16 protein-coding genes are annotated in these 19,728 nt (G+C 57.0%); 4 read left to right on the forward strand and 12 right to left on the reverse strand.

The window, feature by feature from the left end:
- Positions 1-109: 109 nt before the first annotated feature.
- The 10 genes from YBN1229_RS18360 to YBN1229_RS18400 all read right to left on the reverse strand — a co-directional run bounded on the left by YBN1229_RS18360 (position 110) and on the right by YBN1229_RS18400 (position 11,464).
- Entirely contained in the window at positions 110-1,639 is a 1,530-nt protein-coding gene (locus tag YBN1229_RS18360; protein WP_046479663.1) for a tripartite tricarboxylate transporter permease, read from the reverse strand.
- 83 nt (positions 1,640-1,722) lie between these two features.
- The gene (locus YBN1229_RS18365) at positions 1,723-2,220 is read right to left on the reverse strand and encodes a tripartite tricarboxylate transporter TctB family protein (RefSeq protein ID WP_046479666.1); all 498 of its coding nucleotides are present in this window, start codon (positions 2,218-2,220) and stop codon (positions 1,723-1,725) included.
- A gap of 57 nt (positions 2,221-2,277) precedes the next feature.
- Positions 2,278-3,327, reverse strand: a complete 1,050-nt coding sequence (locus YBN1229_RS18370) for a Bug family tripartite tricarboxylate transporter substrate binding protein (protein ID WP_082101212.1) — start codon at positions 3,325-3,327, stop codon at positions 2,278-2,280.
- A 177-nt stretch (positions 3,328-3,504) separates the two neighbouring features.
- Positions 3,505-4,809: an MFS transporter gene (locus tag YBN1229_RS18375; protein ID WP_046479669.1), complete on the reverse strand. Its 1,305-nt coding sequence runs from the start codon at positions 4,807-4,809 to the stop codon at positions 3,505-3,507.
- Between the two features lie 140 nt (positions 4,810-4,949).
- Positions 4,950-6,518 (reverse strand): DUF6537 domain-containing protein, encoded by a 1,569-nt coding sequence (locus YBN1229_RS18800; protein WP_160298739.1) that lies wholly within the window; start codon positions 6,516-6,518, stop codon positions 4,950-4,952.
- Positions 6,515-8,404: an indolepyruvate ferredoxin oxidoreductase family protein gene (locus YBN1229_RS18805; protein ID WP_152025044.1), complete on the reverse strand. Its 1,890-nt coding sequence runs from the start codon at positions 8,402-8,404 to the stop codon at positions 6,515-6,517. Before YBN1229_RS18805 ends, YBN1229_RS18800 begins: the two co-directional genes overlap by 4 nt.
- Before the next feature lie 155 nt (positions 8,405-8,559).
- Complete coding sequence (locus YBN1229_RS18385) at positions 8,560-8,880, reverse strand: DUF2853 family protein (protein ID WP_046479672.1); 321 nt, start codon at positions 8,878-8,880, stop codon at positions 8,560-8,562.
- A gap of 111 nt (positions 8,881-8,991) precedes the next feature.
- On the reverse strand, positions 8,992-10,089 hold the full coding sequence (locus YBN1229_RS18390; protein WP_046479675.1) for a twin-arginine translocation signal domain-containing protein: 1,098 nt from the start codon (positions 10,087-10,089) through the stop codon (positions 8,992-8,994).
- Between the two features lie 102 nt (positions 10,090-10,191).
- Entirely contained in the window at positions 10,192-10,578 is a 387-nt protein-coding gene (locus YBN1229_RS18395) for a hypothetical protein (RefSeq protein WP_046479679.1), read from the reverse strand.
- Positions 10,579-10,810: 232 nt separating this feature from the next.
- Positions 10,811-11,464, reverse strand: a complete 654-nt coding sequence (locus tag YBN1229_RS18400) for a DUF1007 family protein (RefSeq protein ID WP_046479681.1) — start codon at positions 11,462-11,464, stop codon at positions 10,811-10,813.
- 196 nt (positions 11,465-11,660) lie between these two features.
- Between YBN1229_RS18400 and YBN1229_RS18405 the strand changes: the two genes are divergently transcribed.
- Entirely contained in the window at positions 11,661-12,635 is a 975-nt protein-coding gene (locus YBN1229_RS18405) for a zinc ABC transporter substrate-binding protein (RefSeq protein ID WP_160298740.1), read from the forward strand.
- Positions 12,636-12,741: 106 nt separating this feature from the next.
- On the opposite strand, the gene YBN1229_RS18410 is transcribed toward YBN1229_RS18405, so the two are convergent.
- Positions 12,742-13,389 (reverse strand): L,D-transpeptidase, encoded by a 648-nt coding sequence (locus YBN1229_RS18410; protein WP_076605361.1) that lies wholly within the window; start codon positions 13,387-13,389, stop codon positions 12,742-12,744.
- Positions 13,390-13,801: 412 nt separating this feature from the next.
- A complete protein-coding gene (locus YBN1229_RS18415; protein WP_046479684.1) occupies positions 13,802-14,713 on the reverse strand; it encodes a VOC family protein in 912 nt (303 codons plus the stop codon).
- Between the two features lie 590 nt (positions 14,714-15,303).
- On the opposite strand from YBN1229_RS18415, the gene ggt reads away from it, so the two are divergent.
- From ggt to guaB, 3 genes are all read left to right on the forward strand, one after another.
- Entirely contained in the window at positions 15,304-17,094 is a 1,791-nt protein-coding gene (gene ggt / locus YBN1229_RS18425; RefSeq protein WP_046479691.1) for a gamma-glutamyltransferase, read from the forward strand.
- Positions 17,069-18,112 carry an FAD-dependent oxidoreductase gene (locus tag YBN1229_RS18430; protein WP_046479693.1) on the forward strand — a complete coding sequence of 348 codons (1,044 nt, stop codon included), beginning with the start codon at positions 17,069-17,071 and terminating at the stop codon, positions 18,110-18,112. The genes ggt and YBN1229_RS18430 overlap by 26 nt, the downstream gene beginning before the upstream one ends.
- A 114-nt stretch (positions 18,113-18,226) precedes the next feature.
- Positions 18,227-19,723, forward strand: a complete 1,497-nt coding sequence (gene guaB, locus YBN1229_RS18435) for an IMP dehydrogenase (RefSeq protein WP_090227931.1) — start codon at positions 18,227-18,229, stop codon at positions 19,721-19,723.
- Positions 19,724-19,728: the final 5 nt, after the last annotated feature.

Here is a 19,728-nt window from a genome sequence, read left to right on the forward strand (position 1 = left end):
CGTCGCAATAGGCGGAAATCTGGATGCCACCGAGATTTGGCTAACGCAAATGATAACAAAAAAGGGCGGCCTATAGGCCGCCCTGATCTGATCCGTAGTCTAAAGGGGACTATTCTCCGGGTGCCTGCTCAGGAGAGCCGCGGCGGAACCGACGCAGCAACATCTGGAACAGAGGCAACAGGAATAGCAGGATCGCAACGATTGCGATTGGCGTTGACACCGGACGCTCCAGGAAGATCCACGGAGACCCGTCGCTCATGATCAGGCTCTGGCGCAAAGCATCTTCGGTTGGCGCACCGAGAACCAAGGCGACGACAAGCGGGGCCAGTGGGTATTCAAGCCGCCGCAGGATGAAGCCGAGGATGCCGAAGATAACGACGAGCCAAACGTCGAGCATTGAGTTTTGGATCGCATAAGCGCCAACCAGGCAAAGCACGACAATGATCGGCGTCATGATTGCGTAAGGCGTGCGCAGCATCATTGCCAGGAGCGGCGTAGCGACGAGGCAGATCACGACCGCAGCTACGTTTGCCAGATAGAGGCTTGCGATAAAGGACCAGACGAACTCTGGCTGATCAGTGAACAGCCGTGGTCCTGGCACGAAGCCCCACATGAAGACGCCGGCCATGAGGATGGCGGCCGTAGGTGAACCTGGGATACCGAGGACAAGCATCGGCAGGATCGAGCCAGTACCGGCAGCATTGTTGGCGGCTTCCGGCGCGAGCACACCTTCAGGAGCGCCGTGGCCGAACTTCTCGGGATGCTTCGAAGTCTTCTGTGCGATGCCATAGGCCATGAACGAGGCTGGGGTGGCACCGGCACCGGGTAGGATCCCTGTGATAAAGCCAAGGAGGGCTGACGAGAGGGCAAGCACCCAGTGCTTCATAATCAGACGGATGGACTCGGTGATATCGTGGAGCCCAAGCTTGGCCGCTTTGGTCAAGTCCTCAATCTGTACTTTGTAGCGCTCAGCAGCGTTGTTCAATACTTCGCCAAGGCCAAACAGACCAATCGTTATCGGTACGAAGTGGAAGCCTTGCAGCATATCAATGCTACCAAAGGTCATCCGTGGCTGGCCGGTGACGACGTCAAGGCCGACAGTCGACAGGAGGAAGCCGGCTGCGATCATGATGAGTGCCTTGGCTGGTGCTCCTCCCATACCGATGAAGGTGCCGAAAGCGATCATCAAAACGGCGAACATTTCTGGCGGGCCGAACTTCAGCGCCATTTCGGCGAAGGGGACCGCGAAGAACGTGAACAAGATCGATGCGATCATTGCACCGACGAATGACACGGTGAACCCGATGGACATGGCAAGCTGTGCTTTGCCTTGTTTTGCCATGGGTCTTCCGTCGAACATCACTGCAACAGACCAAGGGTTCCCTGGCACGGCAAAGAGGATCGAGGTGATCAGACCGCCATACATCGAGCCCCAATAGATGCCTGCCAGCATAACAAGGGCTGAAATTGGCTCCAGGAACACGGTGACAGGTAGAAGGATCGCGACACCGGTCGTGCCACCGACTCCGGGCAGTACGCCCACGAGAAGGCCCAGGATAACGCCCAGCATCATGAACCCAAGGCGTGCGGGATCAGCCAGTGCGCCGAATCCTACGGCGAGTAGTTCGAAGGCTTCCATGACGTATCGTCCCTATAAATCCGTTCTTGTTGCTTGAACGCAGGGTGTTCTTAGCTTTTGAGCTGCGGATCAGGTTTTGTCTGTCAGAAGGGTAGGAGTCCGGTTTCGTAGAAGATGCTGTGAGGCATGGGGATGTTGAAACCCTTGGCAAGGGTCAGCCAAAGAGCAACCGGAAAGATTACCCCGCCCGCAAGTGCCCAATAGCTCTTGAAGCGGCCATACCAAGCCATGAAGAAAGCCATGTAGAGACCAGCCGTGATGTAAAGACCGAGCCATTTCAGCGCGAGTACTGCGAAGAAGATGGGTAACCCGACTTTGAGGAGGTCTACTACCTCTTCGCGTGCTTCAAAGAATGGGCGTAAGTCCGGCTGTCTCACCACACCAATCAACACGACGAAAACGCCGAATAACATTGCTATGGTCAAGACGAAGGGAAAGAACCCGGGCTCAGGGCCGATATCCCCTAGGCCCGGGTTCAGTCGAAGTGACTCGAAAAAGACCAAGATACCCAAGGCAACCAAGATAATTGCAACGCCGATCTCGAATGATCTGTGACTAATCTTTAGAAGGCTGGGCATCATGTTGAGGCCTCTTTCGACTTATTCTAGCTCGTGGTTTGTACGACGTGTGTGTGTCAGTTACTTACCGTTGCGGTCACGCAGATCCGAGCGCAGCGGCCATTTGAAAACGTCACGCATCATCTTCACGTGATTGTTTTCGAACGTCGTAAGCCACTTCTTATATTCGTCAGCACCTTTGAAGATCGGCTGCTGGGCATTGTTCTTCATGAACTCTTGCCACTCAGCGGTCTCGAAGACCTTTTTCCAAAGGTTCTCGTACCATTCGACAGCTTCCTTCGGCATATCGGGCGGGCCGATGATACCGCGCATCTGGTGGAGGCCGTTTTCCAGATCCATCAGCTCGGCATACTCACCGTCGGTTCCGACTTTGAGTTCCCAGTGCGTCGGGGTGTCGGGGAAGGCCGTTGAGCGTTCTTTGCTGAAGCCCAAGATCGGGATGAGGCGATCGGGGTAGTGAGGCATAGCCTCAGCCGGCTGGTTGACGTTGAAGTCCTGGTGGCCACCGGCGACGTTGGATGCCACCTCACCACCGCCTTTGGCCGGAATGTAGCGGAAATCCTTACAACCGGCTGCGTGCTGCAGGAGGCTGATGTGAATCTGATCTTCAGCGCGGGCACCGGTTCCCGTTGAGGAGAGACGATCAGCCTTACATTTTTCTTGGAACTCTGCCCAGGTTTTGATCTTGCTGGGATTTGTCCAGAGATAGAAAGGATCGATCGACATCAGAGCGATCGGCGTTAGATCCTCGGAGGGATACATGACCGGGATTTCCTGCTGCAGCGGCGTGGTCACGACGCTGTTCAGGGTTGGTGTCATGTAGTGTGGATCGCCTGCCTTGCTCTTCAAATGGGTGAGCGCTACGGCACCACCGCCACCGGGCATGTTGACCGGCGTAATGGGCACTGGTGAGAGGTTGTATTTCTGGATGATGCCAATCCACAGACGCGCATATACGTCGGATCCACCACCCGGAGATGTTTGGATGACAAATTCGATTGGGCGCTTGGGTTCCCACGCCTGAGCGGGGCTCATCGCGGAAGTTCCAATGAGTACAGCACCGGCCATGGCGGCACTGTAACCGAGAGTTACAGATAGACTTGGTTTCACTTTAGTTTCCTCCCGTGGGGCCTGAATAAAATAGCCGGCTAGGGTATATTGAGCGGCTCTCTTCTTCGGGAGAGCGCGAGGGTCAGTCTATGGTATACCACGGCTCGAACGCAAGTGAGGATGTGGTATACCACATGAAAAATCAGCACGTCGTGTGCTGAAAAATCAATCAGGTGCTCAATGCTGCGGTGCGGAATCTAGCTCTAGAGAATCTGCCGGATTCGGGGGTTCAGGCCCGCTGACATCGAGGGCCTCTTCGGGCTCGACGCGTGGATCGAGGGCAAAGGCGGCGGGTGTCGTCCGGGCAATGGGAACGAACACTTCCTGATGTTCTTCCGGCAATTCCGGGCGAACTTGAACCCGCAGCAGAATGACAACAGCAGTTAGTGCGTAAACAGCGGCCATAAATGGAAAGAGTGCGTGTGGGCCAAACACGTACATAGCGGCGGAGGCGAACAGGGGCCCGCTGATGGCCGCGATCGAATAGATCAGAAGAAGCCCGCCGGATACGGCAACGGCATCGCTCTTATCCACCAGATCGTTGGCGTGGGCGACGCCAAGCGGATAGCTGGCGAAGGCGAACATGCCGAAGATGGCCGCAGCTGGCCACACCAAGTCCCGGCCGTTGGTCGATAGAGAAAAAACAGCAAAGCAAGTGAGAGCTGCGGCAAACGAGACGGCGACGAGCGTCTGCCGTCGCCCCACGCGATCCGACAGCCAACCGATCGGTAACTGTCCAATGGCGCCCGCGAGCACGACTAGGGTCATGAGCGCACCGCCTTCCACGGGGGTGAAGCCCGTTTCAAGCGCATAGAGCGGGGTCATGGCCCAAAAAGCGCCTCCGGTGACGCCCGTGCAAAAACAGCCCACGACAGATGCCGGGGAAATCTGCATCAACCACCGCAGATGAAGCTTTACGCTCTTGGGCGTTGACGGCGCCATCGACGATGACAGTGCGATGGGGACGGCGGCGAGAGAGAACAGGATTGCGACGAGAATGAGCAGCTGAAAATCCAAGGGGGGCGCCAGGATGATCAATTGCATCCCGATCGTGGTGACGGTCAGGTTTAAAAACGTATAGATCCCGAAAATGCGGCCCCGCGTCGTATCGGTCGAAGCGGCTGCGAGCCAGCTTTCAATCACCATCTGAATGCCGGCAAAGCAGATGCCGTTGACGAGGCGTAGTCCCGACCAGACCATCGGATCAGAGATCAATGACATGACTAAGGGTGTGATCGTGACGGTCGCGGTGAAAGCGACAAATGCGCGAATATGGCCGACGCGGAAGATGGCGAAAGGAGAAATGAAGCATCCCAGAGTCAGGCCGATCCAATAGAACGAGCCGAGGATACCAATCTCAATATTGGAAAAGTTCGCCAAGGTGGCGCGCATGGGCACGAGCACGCCCATGAGGCCTGAACCCATGATGGCGATTGCCGCCGCGCAGAGAAGAGCCGTTATGGGACGTATTAAACCGGTCATTGATGCTAACCCTAGGTGCCATAATTCGCTGCGTTCCACCTTCAAAGTGTCGTTTCTGTGAAATGAGGGGCAGGCCAAAAGCGCGCAGTTATGACGTCAGATTAGTTGGCGTGGCTTTTGTCTATGAGTGATTTGAATTTTTATTGCGCGGGGATGCGATCCAAATTTGCGGACCGTGAGCGATCTCGTAGCTGTTGCCTGAGTTCTTTGGCGCGATGTTCGGCTTTGTCTAAAGCCGCCATTTTGACATGGCCAAAGCCGCGCACAGTTTGCGGCAGACCGGCGAGTTCGATGGCGGCTGCATAATTGCCGTGGTTTAGACGTTGGGCGATAAGATCGAGATCCTCCTCATACTGCGTTATCCAGGCGCGTTCCCGGCGACGGTCGACAGTGTAGGCAAATGGGTCAGCCCATGTGCCTCGCAAACGTTTTGCCTTGGCTAGTCCCTTCAGTATCGGCATTAGCCAGCGGCCAGAAATTGCGAGTTTCCGAGGATGGCCAGTTGCACGATCCCTGCGGGGAAGGAGGGGCGGAGCCATATGGAACGTCATTGCGCGGATATTGTCGAAGTTTTGCCCAATGAGGTTTTGGAAGCTGCCCTGCGTGAATAGGCGCGCGACTTCGTATTCGTCCTTAATGGCGAGGACGTTGAAATAAGCGTGTGCCACAGCTTTTGTAAGTGTCTGGGAGCCTGGAATTCTATGCTGTTCGAGATTGGCGATAGCGTCGACGCGTTCGAGATAGCGCTCGGCGAGGGTGACATTCTGGTAGGCTTCAAGGTGCGCTGCGCGGTGCGCAATGGCTTCGCGAAGCGTTAGCGCTTTGTGTGCGGGATTGGGATCCTCATGTTCCGTTTGAAGTTCATCTCTCGTGGCCGTGGTGCGTCCAAACCGGAACGCGGCAATGTTTGTTTCAGCCTTGGCGCCGTTGAGCCGGATCGCAGCTTCGATGCAGTTTGATGGCACGGGGATGAAGCCATGTTGGTAGGCAATGCCGAGCAGCATCATGTTGGCGTAGATGCTGTCGCCGAAGTTGCGAACGGCGAGGTCGTACACATCAACGCTGATCAGTGGCGCTCCATTCAAGCGGCGGCGAATGCGGTCCATCAAGCGGTGGCTGGGGATGGCCAAATCCGGTCGGCGTGTGAAGGCACCGGTTAGAACTTCATGGCTCGATACAGCGACGGCCGTGTGGTTGGGATAAATACAATCGAGAACCTTGTTTGACGCCGTTACGACGAGGTCTCCACCCAGGATCAGGTCCGCGTCCGCTGTTCCCACCCGGATGGCGTTGATTGCCTCCGGTTCAGCGGCGAACCTCATGTGGCAAACGACGGCGCCACCTTTCTGAGCTAGGCCGGTAGCGTCGATGGCTCCGAAGCCAAGGCCTGCAAGATGCGCAGCTTGGCCAAGAACAGCAGATATCGTGACGACGCCCGTGCCGCCGATTCCAGTCGCGAGAATGGCGTAGGGCTCGGCGAGGCTCGGCCGCTGCGGTTCTGGTAAAGCGACCGGATTTAGTGTCGGCGTCGCGGTTTGTTTTGTTTCTGACGACGACCGGGATTTGGGCTTTGCCCCGTGCAGTGTCACGAAGCTGGGGCAGAAGCCTTCAAGACACGTAAAGTCGTTGTTGCAGGCTGATTGGTCTATGGCCCGCTTTCGTCCAAGTTCGGTCTCGAGAGGAACGATCGCGACGCAGTTTGATTTCACGCCGCAATCCCCGCAGCCTTCGCAGGCAACGTTCCGCGTTTCCGGCGGCGGCGTTTTTCGGCGGCGCACGTCTGATCATAGATGAGGACTGAGACCCCGCGCGTTTCGGCCAGCGCGCGCTGCGTCGCGTCGAGCTTGCTGCGTTGAAGGAGCTCGACGCCTGGCGGCAAGTTAATGGACCTGTAGCGGGCCGGATCGTCTGTCACGACATCGACGCGTGCTACACCTTCGGCAAGAGCGAGAGCCGCCATCTGGCTGACGGTCATGCCGCCTTCGAGGGGTTGTCCGCCCGTCATCGCGACGGCATCGTTATAGAGCACCTTGAAAGTGATATTTGTGCCTGAGACAACGGCTGCACGGATTGCAAGAGAACCTGAGTGTACGAAGGTGCCGTCGCCTATGTTCTGGAAGACGTGGTCTCTCGCTGAGAAGGGCGCTTCGCCGATCCAGTTGGCTCCTTCGGCACCCATTTGGGTAAAGCCGTCGGTCGCACGGTCCATCCACTGGGCCATGTAGTGGCAGCCGATACCTGCATAAGCGCGCGCGCCGTCAGGGACTTGTGTCGAAGTATTGTGCGGGCAGCCGGCACAGAAGTAGGCCGTGCGCTCAAAAGCTTCGGGTTCTGTCGCGCGGTTGGTGGCAAATCGATGGAGCTCAGCGACGCGGTTCCAGATCTGGCGGTCGCCTGTGCGTTCTGACAAACGTTCGCCGATGGCCAGCGCGATTTGCAGTGTTTCCAGGGCGCCGGATGACTTGAACAGGGGGGCGCCATCTTCATCCCGCTTGCCGATTATGACGGGGCGTGCGTCGCGCCCATAAAGCAACTCCTTTATTTGAGGTTCTATGAGCGCGCGCTTTTCTTCGACGACGATGATGAGATCGAGATCGGCGGCAAATCTCAGCATGGCTTTGGGTTCGAGGGGCCATGTCATGGCGACCTTATATAGAGCCACGCCCAGCTCTTCAGCGCGCGTTTCATCTATATCGAGATCGTGGAGAGCCTGACGGACTTCAGGATAGCTTTTGCCTGCCGTGACGATACCAATTCGTGGAGCTGGTCCCCCTTCAAAAATGATTCGATCTAGTCCGTTCGTTCGGACGAACGCACGCACCGCATCGAGTTTCAATTCGTGAAGACGTGCCTCCTTCGCCAACGGACTATCGCCCAGCCTGATGTTTAAGCCATCAGGCGGCATATCAAATTCGGTTGGAGCTGGATGGCGTATGACAACGCGATTGGGTCGCCCGTCGACGCATGCGGTGCTCTCGGCGTTATCCTTTACGCATTTCAGGCCGACCCAGACGCCTGCGTAGCGAGACAGTGCAAATCCAAACAGGCCGAAATCAAGAATCTCCTGAACGTTTGCCGGTGCCAGGATCGGAATCATCGCGTCGACGAAAGCGAATTCGGACTGGTGCGCCGAGGTGGAACTTTCACACGTATGGTCGTCGCCCATAAGTGCGATCACGCCGCCGTTGGCGGAGGTCCCTGCGTGATTGGCGTGACGGAGTGCGTCCCCAGAGCGGTCGACGCCGGGGCCTTTTCCGTACCATATGGAGAACACGCCATCGAAGAGGCCTTCGCCGCGCAACTCGGCCTGCTGCGAGCCCCAGATTGCCGTCGCGGCAAGATCTTCATTAATGCTCGGCTGAAAGACGATGTCGTTTGCGGGAACGATCGGCCCTGCTGCCGCAAATGCTTGTTCGATTGTTGCGATGGGAGAGCCGCGATAGCCCGTCACATAACCAGCTGTGTTCAGGCCGTTTTCCTGATCTCTAGCCTTTTGCATAAGCGCGAGGCGAACGATGGCCTGAGTACCGGTGAGGAGCACATGCGTCTCGGCCAGATCGAATTTTTCGCTCAGGGTCGGCTTATTCTTTGGCATCTCCGCGTATTCCGATCGGCAGCCAAGGGATAGTATTGCATAAAACAAATTAAGGGGCAGGAAGCTACTCCATACCCCTTACTTCAAAATCGGTCGCGGCAATTAAAACGCAAGGCCTGCGGTCAGCAAAACGCGATCACGCAAGGTATGTGCGCTCAGACAAGAGCATCGAGCTTGTTGTACTTCTCAGCGAGCAGGTAATAGAAGGTCACGCGCTGTTTCTGCGAGTCGCCTTTCATGGTCGTGCAGATCTCATTGATTGCCGCGTCGAGCGCCTTGTCGTCGTCCGTCAATCCGAGCTTCTTTTTCAGCCATCCATCACGAACCCGCGCGAGTTCGTCTTTGCTTGAGCACGACACTAGTGCCGCATCTCTGCCGCGTAGAGCAATGCCCAAATGTTTGACAATGCCGGCAACGGCTTGTTCGTTGACGTTTTTGGCGTAACGCGCCACATCGTTTGTATAGTCGGTGCTCATTTTTCAATGACTCCTTTCGGGCCTTTGATTTGGGTTCGCCATTGGACCGGCAGTTTACGCCCCTTTCCGACAAAAGCGATGAAAAATTCCGGTTTTTGCAGCGCGTTAACTTCAAACAAGAGGGATCTCAGTTGAAGGCGTCGCCAGATCCGATGGGCTTACCGTTCGGCGGAAGGCCATGTAGCTCGCATTAACGCGCTGGGCACGCGGAGTCGTAGAAGCGAGAGTCGCGACAACCGCCTCAGTAACCGAGCGTAGGGCGGCACGGGCGTCCGCCGTCAGGCTCGCGGTCGTGACCCCATGCAGATCGGTTAGGGCCTTCATAATAACCTTCTCATGGGCTTCGTTTTCAGAGACCGCCAGCCGGTAAGCTTCTCCGGCGCATGCCGTAAAGATCGTCCGGTCGGATTGGCTCATGCCGTCCCACAAGCGTGTGCTGATGCCCAGTGTAATGGCCGTGCCGGCGCCATTGGAAACGGTTTCCAGAGCAATGTTCCCGGCCGGCGCTACGCCTGCTGCCATTGCCTGCAATGCGCCACCGAATTCGGCTGCATCAATGTCCCGGTCACGCAGGGCGGCCGCGAGCCGGTACGACGGCATCGCGACCGTTTCGGCACCGATGGCACGCATGACGTCGGCCGTTGGACCGTAAGCCGAGATGCGCAGGCCCTTGAAGTCACCCAAGGTCCCAATAGGTCGGTTCGACCAGAGACGTGGTGACTGTCCGGTGTGTCCGGCCAGCAGCGGTTTGAAGCCGTGCTCGGCGGCAAGTTCATCCCAAAGTTCCTGACCACCTCCGATGGCGAGCCAGCTTGCTAGGTCGCCCGGTGCCAAGCCTGCCGAAAACGGCAGGCCGGCGAAATACGAAAAAGCAGCGTCGAGGTCAGCATTGTCATGCTCACTGGCATGGTAAAGGTCGGCCTCGCCCTTTGCGAGAGTGACTGCTGCATTCGAATTTTCGGCAGTGATACGAATGCGGTAACGACGGTCCGTTGCTTCTTCGATGCGACTGGCAAGGCGATGCGCGCAGTCTGCCTGGCCAGATACGGCATCCGGCCACGCCATTGCCATGTGCAGTTCACGGGTGTTCGGGAGGATCGCGGGTGCGGAGACCGGCGCAGACGTCGAGGAGGCCGCAGCAGTTGTTGTTGTCGTGGCAGCTGCCGTAGCGGCGAGACCGGTTGTCTTCAAAAATTCGCGTCGATCCATAGGGTTGCGTCTCCGGAACTACCGCACCGTAACAAAAACTGCCGGCATGAAAGCCGATCGTCTGTGGCTTGGCAACGGATATGGAAGGACAGAAAAGCGAAGTTATGGCGCAGACAGCATATGGGTCACAGCCCGGAGGAACTCGCTTCTGCCGACGTAGCCCGGTAATCGGCCAACTTCCCTGTTGTCTTTTATCATTACAAAAGTCGGGACGATGGTGACAGGCCCATTCAGCGGGAGATCTGCTGCGGTTTGGGTATTGTAGTCAACGAAGCGAATAGGGGCTTCCTTGCTGCGCGGGGACGCCAGATAGCCCGGAAGCACGTCACGACGGAAGACTTTGCAGTATAAGCACCCTTCGACCTCAATCACGATTAATTCGGCGTCCGCGGATGACGGTGCGCTGATCAGATCTCGGGCCGCATTGGATGTGCTGAGCACTGTAATCAGCGCAGAGGCGGCAAACAGAACTGGCAGCATCAGGCGCATATGAAACTCAAGCTGACCTCTAGGTCGTTGGGAGCTGGGCGGCTCACGTTGCCGACGTGGATCGGTGCTCGGTTCAGAGACTAGCTCGTGCGTGTGCTACTGCGGTGAGTGTCTTTAGATAAGAGTTAACCCGCGCGTCAAAATAGGACGCGGTGACCGCAAAAGTCCGTACGGCTCCTACGGGCAAATGCGCCGAGATCAGATTCGGTTTAGACGGTGCAGTGTTATGTGTTTAGGAACTGGAGCACTTGACCGAGACAGTTTTGGCGAGGCCAATACCGATGTCGCCGCCAAACTGTTGGAAAAAGGCCTCGCCGAGCTTTTCCGCTTCAGCCGTATCTGCTTTTGGAACGCCGATATCGATATGGCATTCTGGTGGTGCACCTGCGGCGAGTTTGATCGGATCTTTCTCCGCGAGGTCGAACGCGATGAAATAGGTCGGGTCAAATACCTGGAAGGTGAAACCCGGCGCCGCGGCAAGGACTGGTTCAGCCAGCGGCAGGAAGAAATGAAGGGTGAGAATCCCGTCTTGGTGCTCTAGCCAGTAGTCCCGAGGAGCACCGAGAGCCAGAGCTTCGTCGTTGAGTTTGGGGTAAGTGAAGTAGTCAAATTCCTTCAGCCCGTCGATGTTGACTTGAGCGAGCTCGGTCAACTCGTCGCGGGAGTACTTGCCATCGCCGTTGGCGTCTAGCCCCTCGATTGCCATGGAGGTGTAGGCATCGTCGAACGTCCAGCTATTTTGAAACCCGGAGATGCGGCCGTTGTCGTAGACAAGCGTCGTTTCCACGCTTACCCAGACGTGCGGGTGTGCTGCAAGCGGTGTCGAAATCACCAGAGCCAATACCGCGAGGTGCGCAGCAATTATCCGGGATAAGGTCAACAGCATGGATCTCAACCTTGATCTAACGAGCTTCGTGCGTCTGACGGCTTCAACGTTTGCGACTAATATGGGTGCGACTTTGGCATCGCGTGCTAATCGGCGCAAAGTAAGGCGGATTAGAATCGTTACAACTCAAATTGTGCCGAGGCCGGTGAAATGGAAGCGCCGGCGCCTTGGAAGGTGCGCGGGTGTGCGCCATAGCGTGGCCGATCACGTGTTTTGTGCGTTGTTAGCGTGGGTTGCGTACGTCGGCATTATTGTACCGGTTGTTGCCCAGGATGCGTCGAACGTCGTCATCACCAGCAAGCCTATACACTCGATTGCCTCAGCGGTAATGCAGGGCATAGCAACGCCGACACTTTTGATCTCCGGCAACGCTTCGCCTCATGTTTACGCTTTGAAACCCTCGGACGCGCGCGAACTCAATAAGACGAACGTTTTTGTACGCGTTTCCGAGCAGGTCGAACCGTTTACGGCGCGTATTGTGCGGGCCCTTCCTGAGGCGGTTGAAGTGGTGACGCTCGCTGAAACGAAGGGGATGCACCTTCTGAAGCTACGGTTTGGCGGTCACTTCGATACGCACGGTGACGACCACACGCATGCGCACGAATTGGGGGACAATGCTTCTTTTGTCGCAAACAGTGTGGATGGGCACGTCTGGCTCGATCCGGAAAACGCCAAGGTAATGGCTTTTCATTTAGCTGAGGTGTTCTCGCGCCGCTGGCCTCAGCATGCAAAAGCGTTCGCGCTCAATGCGCGCAAGTTTGCCGAGAAGGTGGATCAGACCTCTGCCGTGATCGCGGCTGAACTGGCCCCAGTTCGTAATATCCCTTTTGTCGTATTTCATGATGCCTACCACTATTTTGAAGCGCGGTTCGGCCTGCGGGCGGCCGGCGCGGTGACCGTCAATCCGGAAGTCCCGCCCGGGGCTCGGCGATTGTCTGTGTTGCGTGAGCGGATTGGGAGCTTGGGCGGGGTTTGCATCTTTGCCGAGCCGCAATTCAATTCGCGGGTGCTCCAGGCCGTCAGCGAGGGGACCGGTGCTCGAACTGGAGTTCTCGATCCGATTGGGATCGACGTTGAACCCGGCCCCGAGCTTTACACGACCATGCTTGAAAATCTTGCGCGTGGGTTTGTGGCATGTCTTGGACGGGGTGATAAACGTGCGGGCCCTTAAGGTCTAAGGTCGGAACGCAATGGGTTCTCGTTTCTCAGCAAACAAAAAAGGACGGTGCGATAAAGCACCGTCCTTTTTTCATAACTTTCGACTTCGGCTTTTGGGATTAACGGAAAAAGCCGTCGTAGTAGCCTGTGCGGCCCTGCTGATCGCTGTAGCTCGCGCTGTTGTACTCTTTGTTGGTCTTAAAGCGATCCCAGGTCACTGTGACCTTCGCGCCAATTTTTGTACGCGGGTAGAGGTCAAGCACGTCCTCATTGTACATTCGGATGCAACCTGCGGAGGCTGCTGTACCGATCGTCCAGGGTGCATCCGTGCCGTGGATACGATATGTGCTTGAGCCAAGATAGAGTGCGCGAACGCCTAGCGGGTTCATCGGGTGACCACCGGGAACCCAGCTTGGCAGGCGCGGATTTTTGGCCAGCATGCTTGGCGTGGGGCGCCAATCCGGGTTTTCGCGTTTCATGGAAACACTGGTCGTGCCCTGCCAGCGTGCGTCTTCGCGCGGAATTGCGATTGGGTAGCTGATGGCTTGGCCACGTTTCGTGATGAGGTACAGGCGGCGATCGCCAAAGCTGACGATGATCTGGCCTGGCGTATACTGTTCGTTGAACGTTACGGTTTGACGGCCCCCGCCCCATTCATTATCGCCACCCCACAACGTCTGCGCTGAGGCGCTTGGCGCCGCGGCGGCAGTGGCGAGGATGGCGCTCAGTACAACTATACTACGGCTCATGAACTTCAGTGCGGACATCCCAAATTGCTCCGTCCATCTCTCTCAAAAACTGCGGCTTGCGCTTAACGATTTGTCCCGGCGCGCGGTTGCTATCTGTCGTCAGAAAAATTTACGACAGACAATCCTGTCCGGCCGATCTTGGATCGTCCCGAGTAAAGAGAACGTATAGTTGCGTTTGGGTTTCGACGGCAGAGCAGCCAAGCCACACTCTTGCCATGATCGTATTCCGGCGGATCACGAAAGTGTCAGGGGGGAATTTGTCCCTGCATTAAACTTCCAGAAAGGGAATTTTAGGCATGGGTGGTCCGTAAGAGTGCATCAGCTTTTACCCATTGAACCAGAATGAATCGAGCAATCGATACCGTTTTGCTCGATAGTTTTTTAACCACCAAAATAATCTCTTGATGACTATAAGTCTTGCCTGTCACGCTCAGCCTGGCGGGAGGCTCGTCCGTTTTGGTTTGGTTGCTTCGTTTGTTCGTAACGTCACTTCAATGTTCCAGGGATCACGCAGGGTCAGTCCGCTATTGCTTTCCGCTGTCAGGGCGCCAGCGCTTTGGGCACGCTGTCGGATGGGTGCTATGAGAGATTTGTCAGCAAGGATCTCAAAGGCCACGAGTCCGGCAGCTCCGTCCGGGCGTGGGCCTGCGCCTCGGCTCGCCCACGCGTTGGTGGCTAGCTGATGATGATAGCCGCCTGAGCCGAAGAAGTTGGCGCCGGAATAGCGGCAAGAAATATCGAAACCTAGGATAGTTCCGTAGAAAGACTCAGCAGTATCGAGTGCGCCAATTTGGAGGTGTACGTGACCGATGACGCCGTCATCGGGCAAGCCGCTCCACGTTCCTGAGGCCGATGCCAACAGACGCTCGACGTCAAGTGGTTCGGTAACCATTTTCACTTGGCTCTCGGCATAGCGCCATTCTTCCCGCGGGCGATCGGCGTAAATCTCGATACCATTACCTTCGGGATCGGACAGGTAGATAGCTTCGCTTACGGCGTGGTCGGAGGCGCCTGTAATGAGGAAACGGTTATCGACTGCGTGCTTCGTCCAGAGTGCCAGTTGACCGTGGTTGGGCAGCAAAAACGCTGTGTGAAAGAGGCCTGCGCCGCCAGGAGGCCGCGGTTCCGCGCCTGGATCGCCGATTAGCTTAAGCAGTGTCGAGTCGCGGGTTCCGAGATGGGCCGTGTGGTCATCCGAGCTCAGTATGCGCAACCCAACGAGGTGTTCGTAGTACCGGCTGATGGATTGTAGGTCTCGGACCCGGAGCGTGACCGTGCCGATTCGGAGTGGAGCGGCATACGGGATGCGGTTGGTTGCTTGCGTGGCGAGAGATGTGGACATTGCATGCCTCCTGAGCGCATCGCCTCTTCCGTATCCTAGAGCAGCACGCCAGCAAGATTGATCTGGATACTCTTCTCATCGTTCACGAAAACGTCAGTAAGGGTCCCTTGCCCTTCAGATGCGCGTTTCGCGTTGGCGGCTGGTTTTATTTCCCGTTCCCATTTTGTTCTGTTTTGCCTTGACGGCATGGGGGGATCTGGGATAAGAACGTTTGAAGAACAAATACGACATGCGTCTCAGCTCAAGCTAAGCAAATTCAAAAGGTTGTCGCGAGAGCGTTGCCAGATGCCAACGGGTCTTCCCCAAGCCCCTCACCGTTGGTGTCTTTGGTACTCGCCACCAGGGCCGGTGTCTCCTGCGTACCCCCGCCGGAGTGAAGATCGCGCCTTGTCAGAGCCGGAACGGCATTCTTGCCCTCTCGCCGTTCCGGCTTTTCGCACGTTTTGTGCGAAGCATGACGCATCCAATGCGGTCAGATTTTCATTGAGTCGGAAGGCGCCGCAAGATAGGGCGGACGTCGTGAAAAGCCTCAGTGAGATATGCACTTAAGGATTCGATATAGCTTCTGCGTTGAACGAGCGGGCTCGGGATTGCCGTTCCGGTTTCGCCGGGTTCGTTTATGGAACCTCGTTGCTTCATTGCTGACGGGGCTTGCTGTCTGGGCGCTTGTTTGGTCCGGCAGCGGCGCATTGGCACAAACGCGAAGCGCGCCGGAAGCACATTCCGGCTATGTCGAAAAGCGTTTGGCTACCGCCTCGAAGTATATGGTAGCGGCGGCAAACCCCTACGCAAGTAAGGCAGGTCTGGAGATATTGCGTGCCGGAGGCAGTGCTGCGGATGCAGTTATTGCGACGCAGCTCGTGCTCAATCTTGTGGAGCCTCAGTCCTCGGGAATTGGCGGGGGTGCCTTCGTTCTCCATTGGAACGAAAACGGGCAGAAATTGACGACGTACGACGGGCGTGAAACTGCTCCGGCCGCGGCTCGTCCAGACCGTTTCCTCGTAAATGGATCCCGTATGCCGTTCGGCAAAGCAGTCAATTCCGGTTTGAGTGTCGGCGTTCCCGGAACTGTGGCTGTGATGGCGCTTTTGCACGAACGTCATGGCAAGTTGCCGTGGGCACGTCTTTTTGAGCCGGCGATCCAATTGGCTGAGAACGGCTTCACCGTTTCGCGGCGGCTCAATCTGCTACTCACGTGGTTTGGAGCTGAACGTTTTACACCTCCCGCGCGCCGCTATTTCTTTTCCGAAGATGGGTGGCCGCGACCTGTCGGGTATACGCTGAAAAACCCGGAGTTCGCGGCAACACTCCGTGTGCTCGCAAACGATGGCGCACAGGCCTTTTACGAAGATGGGCCCATTGCGCAGTCGATTGTGGACGCAGTTGCCTCAGCGCCCAATGCAGGGGGTGATATGACCCTGACGGATATTGGGACCTACGCCCCTATTGAGCGCGCGCCTATTTGCTTTACGTACCGGCGTAAGCGGATATGCAGCATGGGGCCGCCATCGTCAGGCGGTTACACTATCGCTCAGACCTTGATGTTGCTTGAGGCGTATGATCTCGGCGGGGATGCTCAAGAGAGGATGCAGCCTCTTGCTATGCATCTCATTGCCGAGGCTGAGAAGCTCGCCTATGCGGATCGCGACCGCTATATTTCTGATCCCGCCTTTGTCCGTATTCCCGATGGTCTTCTCGCCAAAAGTTATATCAGCAAGCGTCGCCGGCTGATTGATCCAGATGAAGCGATGGAGCAGCCTGACGCGGGACGACTCCTGGACTTCGAGCAGCCCCTACCCGGTGTCGACGCAACAGAAGAGCGCTCGGGTACCAGCCATATCTCGATTGTTGATGGGGATGGCAATGCGATTTCGATGACAACGACGATCGAGGGCGGCTTCGGGTCCGGTTTGTGGGCTTCCGGTTTCTTGCTGAACAATGAGCTGACCGATTTTTCATTTCTTCCAGCCGACGAGTCGGGGCGCTTGATCGCTAATCGTGTACAAGGGGGCAAGCGTCCGCGGAGCTCCATGTCGCCCACGATGGTCTTCGATGAGACGGGGCGCTTAGAGTCGGTACTCGGATCTGTCGGTGGATCGCGGATAATCCTTTACGTATTGAAAACGCTGGTGGCGCTGATCGATTGGAAGATGAACGCGCAGGACGCGGCTGATCTCATCAACTTTGGAAGCCGTGGCGGGTCATTTGAAATCGAGTTGGCACCAAGTGCCGTCTGGGAAGGTCTCAAGGTCAAACCGTTTGGTCATGAGGTCGTGCCCGATCTGATGACGTCAGGCACCCAGATCGTCAGGGTGTTGGAGAAGGGCAAGCTGGAGGGCGCTGCGGACCCGCGGCGTGAGGGTATTGCAATCGGGGATTGAGGGCCGAGAGGTCACCGTTCTAGGTGCTGGTGTGTTGGGGCTATGGCAAGCATTGCTGTTGGCTCGAGCAGGTGCGCGCGTACGGCTTTTTGATCGCAATGCCGATCCGCTATCGGAGTCGGCGAGTTCTTACGCGGGGGCCATGCTTGCGCCGGATTGTGAATCGGAAGCCGCGCCGCCCATTGTTCGAGATCTGGGTCGGCAGGGCTTCGAGTTGTGGCGCTACGTTTATCCCGGTGTAAAGTTTTCAGGTAGCTTGGTCGTTGCGAGTCCTAGAGACACTTCGGAGCTGATGCGTTTCGCGCGTATGACGGAGCGCTATGAGAAGCTCGATGAAGCGCAAGTTGGTGAACTTGAGCCGGATTTGGCCGGACGCTTTTCGTCTGCACTTTATTTCGCTGAGGAAGGACACGTCGAAACGCCAGCAGCGCTTGCTTTCCTGCTCGATGAGGTTCGACGGCTGGACGTTGAGATCGTGTTCGGGGCGGCAGGTGCCGCGCGGCCAGAAGATATCACTGCTGATCAAACGATTGTCGACTGCCGAGGTCTCGCTGCGCGGGATGCACTTCCTACTCTGCGCGGTGTTCGTGGAGAGCGTCTCATAATCCGTTGCACCGACGTCCGTCTGAGCCGGCCGGTCCGGTTGCTTCACCCCCGGCATCCTCTTTACGTTGTGCCGTGGTCGGATCATCGCTTCATGGTTGGGGCGACGGTGCTTGAAAGTGAAGATAGTGGTCCGGTTACAGTTCGCTCCACTCTTGAGTTACTCGGAGCGGCTTATAGCCTCAGCCCTTCGTTTGGGGAGGCGGAGATTCTCGATATCGGAGCCGGCGTGCGTCCTGCGTTTCCAGACAATGTTCCGGGGATTAATGTGTCGCCGGATCTGCGTGTCGTGCACGTTAACGGCGCTTATCGGCACGGTTTCCTGCTGGCTCCGGTGCTGGCGGAGGCCGTCCTATCGCTTCTTTCGGAAAGCGGTTGTGTTCACCCTCTGGTGCACAGGAATGAAAGAGCCTGAGCCACATGGCTTTGCGCAATCCCTGGCAAGTGGTATAGCGCTGGCGATCAAGTGTTCGCTCGGCGCTCAGATTTGCCGAGCGCGCAGCTATCATGATCAACCCCGGAGGTCCCTATGGCCTTGAGCCCGATCAATTCAGATTCAGGGCTAGCGCTCACCTTTGACGATGTTCTCCTGGTCCCGGCAGGGTCGGAAATCATGCCTGGCGCGGTTAACGTGTCCTCGAAGGTCACGAAGTCGATTTCACTCAATATCCCCATCCTGTCGTCGGCGATGGACACGGTCACCGAAGCGCGTCTCGCAATTGCAGTGGCGCAAGCCGGTGGTATCGGCGTGATTCATCGCAACTTGGAGCCTGAAGATCAGGCGCGGCAGGTGGCGATGGTCAAAAAATACGAGTCCGGCATCGTGCTGAACCCGGTGACGATTACGCCGGACGCAACATTGGCCGATGCACTTAAGATGATGGCTGAACGACAGATCTCCGGTATTCCTGTCGTCTCTCCGTCACCAGGCCGGTCAGCCGGAAAATTGGTCGGCATTTTGACGAACCGTGACGTGCGGTTCGCGAGCAATCCGGGGCAGCCCGTTTCGGAGCTGATGACCAAGGACAAGCTCATTACGGTTAAGCGTTCTGTGACGCAGGATGAAGCCAAGACGCTTCTGCATCAGCACCGTATCGAAAAACTCATTGTCGTTGATGATGATTACAATTGCATCGGGCTCATCACGGTCAAAGATATCGAGAAGGCCCAGAAACATCCGAACGCGTGCAAGGATGGCGAAGGCCGTTTGCGGGTCGCTGCTGCAACCACGGTTGGCGAAGACGGTTTCCGGCGGACCGAGCTGCTGGTTGATGCTGGCTGCGATTTGATCGTCGTCGATACGGCTCACGGTCATTCGAGCCGGGTGATTGAAGCGGTGGCGCGGATCAAGAAGCAATCCAATGCTGTTCAAGTGATTGCCGGTAACGTGGCGACGGCTGAAGCGACGGCTGCGCTCATTGATGCTGGTGCCGACGCCATCAAGGTCGGCATCGGCCCGGGTTCAATCTGCACTACGCGGATCGTGGCCGGTGTCGGGGTGCCACAGCTCACTGCGATTTCGAATTGCGCGAGCGAAGCCAGTAAGCATGGTGTGCCGATCATTGCTGATGGTGGCATCAAGTTTTCCGGCGACGTCGCCAAGGCGATCGCGGCTGGCGCCCAATGCGTCATGCTTGGCTCTCTGCTTGCGGGCACGGACGAGGCACCCGGCGAGACCTATCTCTATCAAGGACGAACCTACAAGTCGTATCGTGGTATGGGATCGGTCGGTGCGATGGCGCGCGGTTCCGCCGATCGTTATTTCCAGGCCGAGGTTCGCGATACGCTGAAGCTGGTGCCCGAGGGGATCGAGGGGCAGGTTCCCTACAAGGGGCCGGTGGATGGCGTGCTGCATCAGATCGTTGGTGGTTTGCGTGCGGCAATGGGATACGTCGGTGCGGCAACGGTGGCTGAACTTCAGCAAAAGGCGAAGTTCGTTCGGATTTCGCCTGCTGCTATGTCCGAGAGCCATACCCATGGCGTCACCATAACGCGGGAAAGTCCTAACTATCCCGGCGTTAGCTGAGGTTT

The organism is Candidatus Filomicrobium marinum, assembly GCF_000981545.1.
GTDB classification, from domain to species: domain Bacteria; phylum Pseudomonadota; class Alphaproteobacteria; order Rhizobiales; family Hyphomicrobiaceae; genus Filomicrobium; species Filomicrobium insigne.

Bases quoted from the DNA above. Each gene is read 5' to 3' on its own strand.
- YBN1229_RS18360 (WP_046479663.1), bottom strand. From the start codon at position 1,639: ATGGAAGCCTTCGAACTACTCGCCGTAGGATTCGGCGCACTGGCTGAT.
- YBN1229_RS18385 (WP_046479672.1), bottom strand. From the start codon at position 8,880: ATGAGCACCGACTATACAAACGATGTGGCGCGTTACGCCAAAAACGTC.
- YBN1229_RS18365 (WP_046479666.1), bottom strand. From the start codon at position 2,220: ATGATGCCCAGCCTTCTAAAGATTAGTCACAGATCATTCGAGATCGGC.
- guaB (WP_090227931.1), top strand. From the start codon at position 18,227: ATGGCCTTGAGCCCGATCAATTCAGATTCAGGGCTAGCGCTCACCTTT.
- YBN1229_RS18395 (WP_046479679.1), bottom strand. From the start codon at position 10,578: ATGCGCCTGATGCTGCCAGTTCTGTTTGCCGCCTCTGCGCTGATTACA.
- YBN1229_RS18805 (WP_152025044.1), bottom strand. From the start codon at position 8,404: ATGCCAAAGAATAAGCCGACCCTGAGCGAAAAATTCGATCTGGCCGAG.
- YBN1229_RS18410 (WP_076605361.1), bottom strand. From the start codon at position 13,389: ATGTCCGCACTGAAGTTCATGAGCCGTAGTATAGTTGTACTGAGCGCC.
- YBN1229_RS18375 (WP_046479669.1), bottom strand. From the start codon at position 4,809: ATGACCGGTTTAATACGTCCCATAACGGCTCTTCTCTGCGCGGCGGCA.
- YBN1229_RS18390 (WP_046479675.1), bottom strand. From the start codon at position 10,089: ATGGATCGACGCGAATTTTTGAAGACAACCGGTCTCGCCGCTACGGCA.
- YBN1229_RS18400 (WP_046479681.1), bottom strand. From the start codon at position 11,464: ATGCTGTTGACCTTATCCCGGATAATTGCTGCGCACCTCGCGGTATTG.
- YBN1229_RS18415 (WP_046479684.1), bottom strand. From the start codon at position 14,713: ATGTCCACATCTCTCGCCACGCAAGCAACCAACCGCATCCCGTATGCC.